Consider the following 7284-nt stretch of genomic DNA (forward strand, 5'->3'; position numbering starts at 1 on the left):
AAGTGTCTTCGGACAAAAGAAAATACTTGGTCCGGAGGTTTATAATTCCTGGAACAGGGTAGGAGACATCCAGCTTTCCCAGGATGGCCGGTTTGCGGTTTATTCTGTAAAGCCTTATCGCGGTGACGGTTTTCTGTTCGCGGTAGATTTGGAAACGGGAAAAAAAGACTCTGTTGCAAGAGGGTATGAACCGAAATTTGAAGGAACGGGAAATGTGATTTCATTTAAAATTCATCCGGGATTTGATACCCTGCGCAAGGTAGAACTGGCAAAAGTAAATAAAGAGAAATGGCCGAAAGATTCTCTAGGAGTTTGGTTTCTGAGTCAGGACTCACTTGTGAAATTCAGCCAGCTGAAAGAATTCCGTCTTTCTGAAAAAGGAAATACGCTGGCGTTTACATCGCAAAAAAATGAATGGCCAAAAGCCTATCTGACGAAAAAGGAAGACAAAAAAGAGAAGAAACTCGAAAAGAAAAAAGGAAAGATCAAAACAGATGGAAAGCTTTTGACCATCATCAGCCTGGATTCGAAGGAAAAGAAGAAATGCTTCAAAAATGTGACGCAGTTCGAAGTAAGTAAAGACGGACAATATGTACTTTTTGTACAACAGGAAAAGTTTAAAAAGGATTCTTTGCGCCTGAATATTTACAACCTTCCGGGCAAAGATTTGTGGAGCAGTAAAAAACGCGTTACAGAATACGCCGGATTGAATTTCTCCGGGAAAAACAATACCCTTTTAGGTTTGGCTACGGTTGATACAAGTACCAACAAGCGCTGGTCTTTGTTTCTAATCAATCCTGCATCGAAAGAGTTTAAGCAATTGGTTGATACACCTGCTGTTTTTGATAATAACGAAGTGCTTTCCTCCAATTTTAAACCATATCTCAATAATGACGATTCGGAAGTGTTTTTCGGAGTTGCTGATAGACCTGAAAAACCGTTCAAGGATACCGTATTGGAAAGTGAAAAAGCAAAAGTGGATTTGTGGCATTGGAAAGATGATCGTCTGCAACCGCAGCAGTTGGTAGAATTGAAACGCGATCAGAATAAAACCAACCTGGTTGTGTACCACCTTAATTCCGGTACAACGACTCAATTAGGTGCTGATTCACTTAATTTGGTTACGTCGGAAAGATACCCGCAACAAGTGATTCTGGCAAGCAGTGATGCCGCTTACCGTTTTGCAACCTGGACTTTCCCGAATCCGGATAATTATTACCTGATCCAGGTTTCTACGGGAAAGGTTACGCCTTTGCGTGATAAATTGTATTCCAGACCTTCTTTGTCGCAGGATGGAAAGGATTTTGTTTTCTGGAATGATATTACCAAAAATTACTACCTGATGAATACGGATTCCCAGGTGGAAGAGTGTATCACATGCAGTTGGAAAGGCACTTTGATTGAAGATAAGAACGGTCAGATTTACGAAGACCTGCCACAGGGCATTATCGGTTGGGGACCCAACGATCAAAACGTATTGATTCAATCGGATAAAGATATTTTGTCTTACGACCTGAAGACAAAATCCCTGAGACCGATCACAAGTATTCTTCAGAATTCGGAAACGGATACCAATTACAATTATGTGTTGTACAACCTGAATCCGGATTCCCTTCGTTATTATCCTGAAAACACGGTTTTGACACGTTTCAGCAAAACGACTAAAATGATGGATGTTTACCGGGTCAAAGGTTCTTTTGGAAACCCGGCTTTCGAACTGATTTCCGGCTCCGGGCACAGTTATTATAACTTCTTCAAAGCGAAGAAAAACGACCGTATTCTGTTCAACAGATCTTCCAACAGCGATTTCCCTGATCTGTTTTCGACCACTAAACCGGGAGCAATTATTCAACAGATTTCACACGCAAATCCGCAGCAAAGCCAATACAACTGGTCTACAGTGGAATTGATCAAATGGAACAGTTATGCGGGAATTCCTTTAGAAGGATTGCTCTACAAACCGGAAAATTTCGATCCGAACGAGGAATATCCGTTACTGGTTTATTTCTATGAAACCTATTCGGATCAGATTCACAATCATTACGCACCTAAGCCAACGGCTTCCATTATTTTCCCTACGGAATATGCATCGGCAGGATATGTTGTTTTCATTCCGGACATCCGCTACACTCCGGGACATCCGGCAAACAGTGCTTACGATTGTATTTTGAGCGGAACGGATGCTGTTTTGAAGAAATATTCCAACATCGATTCGAAGAGAATGGGATTGCAGGGACAAAGCTGGGGAGGTTACCAGACGGCACAGTTGATTACGATGACTGATCGTTTTGTGGCGGCAATGGCAGGAGCACCTGTGAGCAATATGTTTTCAGCTTACGGAGGAATCCGCTGGGGATCTGGTTTCAGCCGTCAGTTTCAATACGAGCATTCACAAAGCCGGATCGGGAAAACGATTTGGGAATCTCCTGAATTGTATGTCGAAAACAGCCCTTTGTTTGGCTTGCCGAAAGTAAAAACTCCTTTGTTGATTATGCACAACGATGAAGACGGAGCAGTTCCGTGGTACCAGGGGATAGAATTGTATACAGGTCTTCGCCGCCTTCAGAAACCGGTTTGGCTACTGAATTATAATGGAGATGATCACAACCTGATGAAACCGGCAAACAGAATGGATTTGAGTATCCGAATGCGCCAGTTCTTCGATTACTACCTGCTCAATAAACCGGAGCCTTTGTGGTTGAAATCGGGAATTCCTGCGATAGTGAAAGGAAAGAAAACGAATTACGAATTAGTAGAATAAAAAAAGTCGGGGTGAAAAATTTTTCACCCCGACTTTTTTGTAATAAATCAATTACTAAATAAACACTGTTTCTTCAGTAGTTTCTTCCTGCTCCACTTTGATGATGCCGTTACCAACGGCACCACCCAAGCTTGCTTCTATTTTAAGAACGGCGACACCACATTGCCCCAACTGATAGATATCGTTGTAATTGAATATGGCCTCACCCTTATCATTAGTCGTTGTTACTTTTGGTTCTCTGATAGCACCATGAGGCTGATTGCCTCCGGTTTCTTCTCCGACAAGTTTTACGGTTGCTCCGGCAACGCGGCTGTTGTTCTGATCCAGAACATAGATCTTAGCAATGGTGTCGGCTTTCTTTCTGCAAGAACCGATGCTTACTAAAGCAATTCCAATTGTCAGGGTTAAAACAGTCCGTGTTATCATCATAGCGATAAGTTTGTTTTTCAAAACTCGGACATTCCTTCTTAAGAATCCGGGGTAAATGAATGAAATGGCTCTATGGATTTTTTTTTCAAAATTCTCAGCGAATAAAAAGCCCCGACTTCTGACTATTCAGAATGTCGGGGCTTAAGCCTTTATTATAAATGAATTACTGGATAAACACAGTTTCTTCGTTCGCTTTTTCTTGTTCGATCTTAATAATCGCTTGTCCGCTCAAAGCATCTTTTCGTGCTTCGATGTTTAAAACGGCTACTCCTGCCTGTCCAAGTTGATATACATCATTGAAATTGAAAATAGCCACTCCGGAACCGTCCGATAAGGTGGTGTCAAATAAAATCACCGGTGGGGAAGGTGTGATTGTTGACTCACCTTTCAACACAACCTGTGCTCCGGCAACTCGTTGGTTTTGCGCATCTAAAACATAGATTATTGCAGTAGTGTCTTTCTTCTTTCTACAACCGGAAGAAGAGAAAACGACACCCATTCCAACAATCAAGGCTCCATAAAATGCTGATTTGATCATTATATTCATGTTTTTCAATTAAGATTAACAGTTAGGACATTGGTAATGTGGGCTCTGCAACGAATGTACCCGCTTCCCTGATTTGTGTCTCTTTTTACCAATACGTCGAAGTAGCCGGTTGTTTCTTTCTTTCCAAGCTTACTGAAAAATTCTTCCATATCGAAATAGGCAAAACCTGAGGAGTTTGTTTGAACAGTATCCACATAGGCAGGTGTAGCAGGTTCTGAATTAACGTCAGCAATGATAATCACCTTTGCGTTGTTCACTAATTCATTGTTTGATGAACGCACGAAAACCTTTAATATAGAAGGATCCTTTTTACAAGAACTCAATACCAAAAGCACTGAAATCAGGGATAAATATCCAATTTTACGTACCATTTTGTTCATAGTGTTATTTTTTTTCGTTGTAAATATAATCTTTTTGCGATTATAATCTGATTCTCCACAATTTCGTAACTTCGTTGCTTGAAAAAGTATGTTTTTAAACATCAATTTAAAAGAAAAAGTTACATTTTCAGTAATATTTTTTCAAATAGACGTTTAGAAACCCAAAAGGTTGTTACAGAATAATGAAAGAGCAAATCGCTGCAGCTAAGGAAGCTATTGAAAATTATGCATTAACGGATTTGAATGCTGTTGAAGCATTCCGTATTCATTTTTTAGGGTCAAAAGGAGCGTTGAAGAATCTTTTCGGAGAATTGAAAAGCGTTCCGAATGAAGAAAAAAAGGAAGTGGGTCAGCTTTTGAACGGTTTGCGTTTGCTTGCAGAAGAAAAGTGGCAATCATCCAAAGAAAGTTTTGAGAATACCCAGAGTTCTGATTCGGATGTGGATGTTACGAGACCGGCAGAACCAATTCCGCTTGGTGCAAGACATCCGCTTTCCATTGTTCGAAGTGAAATCATTGCCATTTTTGAACGCATCGGTTATGCTGTTTCGGAAGGACCGGAAATCGAAGACGACTGGCACAACTTTTCTGCATTGAACTTCCCGCCGGAACACCCGGCAAGAGATATGCAGGATACGTTTTTCATTGAAAAAGGAGAACGTGAAATGGCCTTGAGAACGCATACGTCTTCTGTTCAGGTACGCGTAATGGAATCCTCCACTCCGCCGATCCGGACGATTTCCCCGGGAAGAGTTTACCGGAATGAAGCGATTTCTGCCCGCGCGCATTGTTTCTTTCACCAGGTGGAAGGATTGTATATCGACAAAAATGTATCTTTCGCAGATTTGAAACAAACGTTGGATTACTTTGCGAAATCCCTGTTCGGCGACAAAGCGAAAATCCGTCTCCGACCTTCCTATTTCCCGTTCACTGAGCCAAGTGCAGAAGTGGATGTTTCCTGTACGATTTGTAATTCGAAAGGATGTAACGTGTGTAAATATACAGGTTGGCTGGAAATTTTGGGTTGCGGAATGGTGGACCCGAATGTGTTGGAAGCTTCCGGAATTGATTCGGAAGTATATACCGGATTTGCATTCGGAATGGGAATCGAACGCATTGCCCAACTGAAATTCAGAGTGAACGATCTGAGATTGTATTCTGAAAATGACGTGCGTTTCCTGAAACAATTTAAAGGTGTGAATTTCTAAGATGGGACTTTTTTCGAGTAAACAAAAGACGGAATTTCCCTGGGTGAATCTGACAAGCTCCGAGCAGTTGCACGAATTGTTGGATGCTTCCGTTGAGAAACCCTTATTGCTTTTCAAACACAGTACGCGTTGCAGCATTTCTTCCATGGCGCTCAGCCGTTTTGAACATAAAATGGATCCGGAAAAGGCAACTTGCGTTTATCTGGATTTGTTAGCTTACAGACATTTATCCGACGAGATTGCGGAGTTGACAAACGTTCAGCATCAGTCTCCTCAGGCAATATTGATTACTAACCGGGAAGTGATTTATTCTGCGACGCACAGTGAAATAGATGCTTCGGACATTATGAAACTCATTTAATATGAAAAAATACGGAATCATTGTTCTACTTATTTTGATCGTTGCGGCATTTGTAATCGTTCCGCTAATCAATAAATCAAGTGGTGGCGAATCGGAAGATACCCCAATGGCGAAGTTCGAAACTCCGGGAAATATCCAGGTGGAATACGGTGCAGAAGTTCCTGTGAAATTTTCCATTCCGGAAGGCCTGGTGAAAGTAGAATTGTTGTACAACGATTCGGTCTTTGAAACCTGGAATAACCCGAAAGTTCAGAAGAGAGCTGTAGCGATGCAGACGAATTATTACGGTGTAGGAACAAGACCTTTGGTATTGCGATCGACTTTTAAGGATGGAACATCTTTGGAGAATGCGATCAATGTTCGCGTTGTTTCGAATATCATTCCTGAGTTGCGTTTTGTGAAAATCGTTAAGGAATACCCGCACAATCCGGAGAATTACACACAGGGATTTGAATTTGACGGAAACCAGTTGTATGAAGGAACGGGTGATCCGGGACAGCAGGGGAAAACGCTTGTTGGACCGATTTCTTTGGAAACCGGAAAGTTCATCGAGCCTAAAAACGGCCTGGATGCAACGTATTTCGGAGAAGGGATTACTATTTTGGGAGATTTGTTGTACCAGGTTACCTGGCAGAACAGCAAATGTTTTGTGTACGATAAGAAAACGATGGTTCTGAAAGATGAGTTCAACTATGTGGGACAAGGCTGGGGATTGTGTAATGATGGAAAAGTGATCATGATGTCGGATGGGTCTGAGCGCATTACGTTCCGTGATCCGAAATCCTTCCAGGCGATTCGCGCGATTGAAGTCTATGACAAGAAAGGTCCGCGTACGCAGTTGAACGAATTGGAATACATCGACGGAAAGATTTATGCAAATGTCTATACAACGGGAACTGTTTTGGTGATCGAACCAACTACGGGCCGTGTGTTGGAGGAAATTGATGCAAATGAATTGATTATCCGCGGAAAAAATGGCGGAGACGTTTTGAACGGAATCGCTTACAATAAGCTGACGAAGAAATTGTATATGACCGGAAAATACTGGACAAAAACATTTGAAGTTTCTATTGCTCAATAAATCATGATTTCTCCTTACAACGACGAATATTTCATGCGTCAGGCCTATATGGAGGCGCAAAAGGCTTTTGAACTGGGGGAAATTCCGGTAGGAGCAGTTGTTGTGGTGAATAACCAGATCATCGCACGGGCGCACAATTTAACGGAGCGTCTTCACGATGTCACGGCGCATGCGGAAATGCAGGCAATTACGGCTGCATCGGAATACCTTGGAGCAAAATACCTGAAGGATTGTACGCTGTACGTTACGCTTGAACCTTGTGTGATGTGTGCGGGCGCACTCTATTGGTCGCAATTGGATAAAATCATTTTCGCCAGCAGGGATGAAAAACGCGGCGCTGGGCGTTTTCAGAATGAATTGTATCATCCGAAGACTGTGGTTTCGAAAGGCCCGATGGAAAGTGAATGCGCACAGCTGATGATTGATTTCTTTAAGGATAAACGTTCTTAGAATAATTACGAATTACGAATTACGAATTACGAATTACGAATTACGAATTACGAATTACGAATTACGA

Annotated in this window: 8 protein-coding genes; 5 read left to right on the top strand and 3 right to left on the bottom strand. The window is 41.8% G+C overall.

Translation table 11 applies throughout. The features are described 5' to 3' along the window. Nucleotides 1-2761, top strand: a 2761-nt coding sequence (locus Q1V93_RS02075) for a prolyl oligopeptidase family serine peptidase (RefSeq protein WP_300660780.1), incomplete at its 5' end; no start/stop codon positions are given. A 54-nt stretch (nucleotides 2762-2815) separates the two neighbouring features. On the opposite strand, the gene Q1V93_RS02080 is transcribed toward Q1V93_RS02075, so the two are convergent. The 3 genes from Q1V93_RS02080 to Q1V93_RS02090 all read right to left on the bottom strand — a co-directional run bounded on the left by Q1V93_RS02080 (nucleotide 2816) and on the right by Q1V93_RS02090 (nucleotide 4117). Next, on the bottom strand, nucleotides 2816-3190 hold the full coding sequence (locus Q1V93_RS02080) for a hypothetical protein (protein ID WP_300660782.1): 375 nt from the start codon (nucleotides 3188-3190) through the stop codon (nucleotides 2816-2818). 163 nt (nucleotides 3191-3353) lie between these two features. Further along, on the bottom strand, nucleotides 3354-3737 hold the full coding sequence (locus Q1V93_RS02085) for a hypothetical protein (protein ID WP_300660784.1): 384 nt from the start codon (nucleotides 3735-3737) through the stop codon (nucleotides 3354-3356). 5 nt (nucleotides 3738-3742) lie between these two features. Next, complete coding sequence (locus Q1V93_RS02090) at nucleotides 3743-4117, bottom strand: hypothetical protein (RefSeq protein WP_300660786.1); 375 nt, start codon at nucleotides 4115-4117, stop codon at nucleotides 3743-3745. A gap of 182 nt (nucleotides 4118-4299) precedes the next feature. On the opposite strand from Q1V93_RS02090, the gene pheS reads away from it, so the two are divergent. Genes pheS through Q1V93_RS02110 form a run of 4 tightly spaced genes read left to right on the top strand, consistent with a single transcriptional unit; the run spans nucleotide 4300 to nucleotide 7217 of the window. Next, nucleotides 4300-5325, top strand: a complete 1026-nt coding sequence (gene pheS, locus Q1V93_RS02095; RefSeq protein ID WP_300660787.1) for a phenylalanine--tRNA ligase subunit alpha — start codon at nucleotides 4300-4302, stop codon at nucleotides 5323-5325. A 1-nt stretch (nucleotide 5326) separates the two neighbouring features. Then, entirely contained in the window at nucleotides 5327-5686 is a 360-nt protein-coding gene (gene ytxJ / locus Q1V93_RS02100; RefSeq protein WP_300660789.1) for a bacillithiol system redox-active protein YtxJ, read from the top strand. A 1-nt stretch (nucleotide 5687) separates the two neighbouring features. Then, on the top strand, nucleotides 5688-6767 hold the full coding sequence (locus Q1V93_RS02105) for a glutaminyl-peptide cyclotransferase (RefSeq protein WP_300660791.1): 1080 nt from the start codon (nucleotides 5688-5690) through the stop codon (nucleotides 6765-6767). A 3-nt stretch (nucleotides 6768-6770) separates the two neighbouring features. Beyond that, nucleotides 6771-7217: a nucleoside deaminase gene (locus Q1V93_RS02110; RefSeq protein WP_300660793.1), complete on the top strand. Its 447-nt coding sequence runs from the start codon at nucleotides 6771-6773 to the stop codon at nucleotides 7215-7217. The last annotated feature ends 67 nt before the right edge of the window (nucleotides 7218-7284 follow it).

The organism is Fluviicola sp. (genome assembly GCF_030151805.1).
Lineage (GTDB): Bacteria > Bacteroidota > Bacteroidia > Flavobacteriales_D > Crocinitomicaceae > Fluviicola.

Excerpts from the sequence above, each read along its gene's own strand:
- Q1V93_RS02080 (WP_300660782.1), bottom strand. The coding sequence starts at position 3,190 with ATGATGATAACACGGACTGTTTTAACCCTGACAATTGGAATTGCTTTA.
- Q1V93_RS02085 (WP_300660784.1), bottom strand. The coding sequence starts at position 3,737 with ATGAATATAATGATCAAATCAGCATTTTATGGAGCCTTGATTGTTGGA.
- Q1V93_RS02090 (WP_300660786.1), bottom strand. The coding sequence starts at position 4,117 with ATGAACAAAATGGTACGTAAAATTGGATATTTATCCCTGATTTCAGTG.
- pheS (WP_300660787.1), top strand. The coding sequence starts at position 4,300 with ATGAAAGAGCAAATCGCTGCAGCTAAGGAAGCTATTGAAAATTATGCA.
- ytxJ (WP_300660789.1), top strand. The coding sequence starts at position 5,327 with ATGGGACTTTTTTCGAGTAAACAAAAGACGGAATTTCCCTGGGTGAAT.
- Q1V93_RS02105 (WP_300660791.1), top strand. The coding sequence starts at position 5,688 with ATGAAAAAATACGGAATCATTGTTCTACTTATTTTGATCGTTGCGGCA.
- Q1V93_RS02110 (WP_300660793.1), top strand. The coding sequence starts at position 6,771 with ATGATTTCTCCTTACAACGACGAATATTTCATGCGTCAGGCCTATATG.